The following is a 2,531-nucleotide window of genomic DNA, read 5'->3' on the forward strand; positions in this document are numbered from 1 at the left end:
GCCCGCGGCCCGCTGCTCCGGTCGGTCCGCGGCCCCCAGCCCGCCCACGGCATGCGGCTCAGCCCGCCACGGAGGCGGCCACGGTGGCGGCCAGCCGGTCGAGGGCCGCCTCGGCCTTGCCCCAGCCGGGCGGGACGTCGTCGGCCATGAAGGCGAACGCCACCAGCCGGCCGTCCTTCGTGGTGGTCAGCCCGGCCAGCGTGCTGACCCCGTCGAGGGTGCCCGTCTTCGCGCGGACCAGGCCGTAGGCGGAGTCGCTCTTGCCGAACCGGTGGCCCAGCGTCCCGGTGAACCCGGCGACGGGCATGCCGCTGACGATCGGGTGCAGCGTCGGGTTCGCCGGGGAGACCGCCACCGCGACCAGGCGGGCCAGCGCCGCCGGCGCGATGCGGTTCTTCGGCGACAGGCCGCTGCCGTCGTACACCCGGACGCCCTCGGCCGCGCCCAGCCGGGCCAGCACCTTGTGCACGGCCGCCGCGCCGCCGTCGAAGGAGGCGGGCTCGCCCTCCTTGAGCGCCACGTGCCGGGCCAGCGCCTCCGACAGGTCGTTGTCGCTGAGCGTCAGCGCCCGCTCGACCAGCGCGTGCACCGGCGCGGAGTCGACCCGGGCGATCTCCTTGGCGCCCGCGTCGGCCCCGGCCCGCCTGGCCGTCCGGTTGGCGGCCTTGACCCCGTACTTCGCCAGCAGCGAGACGAACGCCGCGTGGGCGGTCTTGGAAGGGTCGGAGACCCGCTGCCTGCTGCCGGGGGCGGCCTTGCCCTCGTCGACCATGAGCGCCGTCACCGGGGCGACGCTGCCTTCGGGCACGTAGCCGGGCTTCCAGCTGGCGGCGGTGCGGCGGCCGGTGTAGAGGCCGTCGTCGTAGGCCACGGTCACCTTGGTGACGCCCTCGGCCTTGAGCGCCTTGGCCGTACGCGAGGCGAGGGAGGCCAGCGAGGCGGGCCGGGGGTAGACCGAGGGGTCGATCTTCCCGGCCGTCAGGGTCGGGTCGCCCCCGCCGACCAGGACGATCGAGGACGGCGAGGAGCCGCGGACCACGCGGGTGCTCAGCCTGGCGTCCGGTCCCAGGGAGGCGAGCGCGGCGACCGAGGTGACGATCTTCGTGGTGGAGGCGGGGGTGATGCCCCGGTCCGCGTCGCCGGAGAACAGCGTCTCGCCGCTCTCCACGTCGACCACCGCGGCTCCCACGCTCTCACCCAGTGCGGGGTCCCCCAGCGCCCTGGTGAGCCGTTCTGCCAAAGTAGTCTTGGCCGGGAGAGGTCCGTTCCCGCCCGCGGCCAGGACCGGACCCGCGGTGACGACGGGGACGGCCACCGGCTCGGGCGAGGCGACCGGCCGTGCCTCCTTCTCCACCAGCGCGCCGCTGGCGAGCAGGTGGGCGCCGGCCCCGGCGACGAACAGCTGCAGCATGACGAGAGTGACCAACGCCACCCACCGATCACGCCGCATCATGTCGCCGGCCTCTCTTCGATCCCCAGTAACCAATTACGCCTACGAGACATTAACGCCCGACCGGGACTGCCCGGGGGCTTGAGCGGAGGAACCGCGGTGGAGTTCGACGTTCTCGTTGAGATTCCCAAGGGACAACGGAACAAGTACGAGGTGGACCACAAGACCGGCCGGATGAGGCTGGACCGGATGCTCTTCACCTCCACGCAGTACCCCGCCGACTACGGCTTCATCGAGGGCACGCTCGGCGAGGACGGCGACCCCCTCGACGCCCTGGTGCTGCTCCAGGAGCCGACCTTCCCCGGCTGCCTGATCCAGTGCCGCGCGGTGGGCATGTTCCGGATGACCGACGAGAAGGGCGGCGACGACAAGGTCCTGTGCGTCCCCGCCACCGACCCCCGGATGGAGCACATCCGCGACATCCACCACGTGCCCGAGTTCGACCGCCTGGAGATCCAGCACTTCTTCGAGGTCTACAAGGACCTGGAGCCCGGCAAGTCCGTCGAGGGCGCCAACTGGGTCGGCCGGGTGGAGGCCGAGGAGGAGATCGTCCGCTCCATCCAGCGCGCCAAGGACGACGAGGGCGGCGGGCACGGGGAGCACTGAGCCCGGCGTCCGCACGGGTCAGGTGGGACGGGTCGCGCCGACGAGGTCGCTGCGCCACATCGGCGCGATCCGCACGACGTCCCCGGTGCGCGGGGCGTGCACCATCATGCCGCCGCCGATGTACATGCCCACGTGGTGGATGTCGCCCGGATTGCGGGTGATCCGGCCGAAGAACACCAGGTCGCCCCGGCGGAGCCGGTCGAGCGGCACGTGCGGGCCCGAGGTCCACTGCGTGCCCGTCCAGTGGTCGAGCCGGACGCCGACCCGCTCCCACGCCCGCATGGTCAGCCCCGAGCAGTCGTAGCTGCCCGGCCCGTCCGCCGCCCAGACGTACGGCTTGCCGAGCTGGGTGAGCGCCCAGTCGGCGGCGATGTCGCCCCGGGTCGAGGAGTCGAAGCCGATCGGCCGGACGGAGCCGTCTCCCCCGCCGCCCCCGCCTCCGCCGTTGCGGGCCCGCTCCCGCCGGAGCGCCGCG

Annotated in this window: 3 protein-coding genes; 1 reads left to right on the forward strand and 2 read right to left on the reverse strand. The window is 73.5% G+C overall.

The features are described 5' to 3' along the window. Positions 1 to 58: 58 nt before the first annotated feature. Positions 59 to 1,432 carry a D-alanyl-D-alanine carboxypeptidase/D-alanyl-D-alanine endopeptidase gene (gene dacB, locus ACWJ6R_RS34435; RefSeq protein ID WP_449066220.1) on the reverse strand — a complete coding sequence of 458 codons (1,374 nt, stop codon included), beginning with the start codon at positions 1,430 to 1,432 and terminating at the stop codon, positions 59 to 61. A 117-nt stretch (positions 1,433 to 1,549) separates the two neighbouring features. On the opposite strand from dacB, the gene ACWJ6R_RS34440 reads away from it, so the two are divergent. Continuing rightward, positions 1,550 to 2,056, forward strand: a complete 507-nt coding sequence (locus tag ACWJ6R_RS34440; RefSeq protein ID WP_189237468.1) for an inorganic diphosphatase — start codon at positions 1,550 to 1,552, stop codon at positions 2,054 to 2,056. An 18-nt stretch (positions 2,057 to 2,074) separates the two neighbouring features. Here ACWJ6R_RS34440 and ACWJ6R_RS34445 read toward each other — a convergent pair. Then, positions 2,075 to 2,531: C40 family peptidase (locus ACWJ6R_RS34445; protein ID WP_449066221.1), on the reverse strand; the 457-nt coding region annotated here is incomplete at its 5' end.

The sequence above is a fragment of the Planomonospora algeriensis genome, from assembly GCF_977012225.1.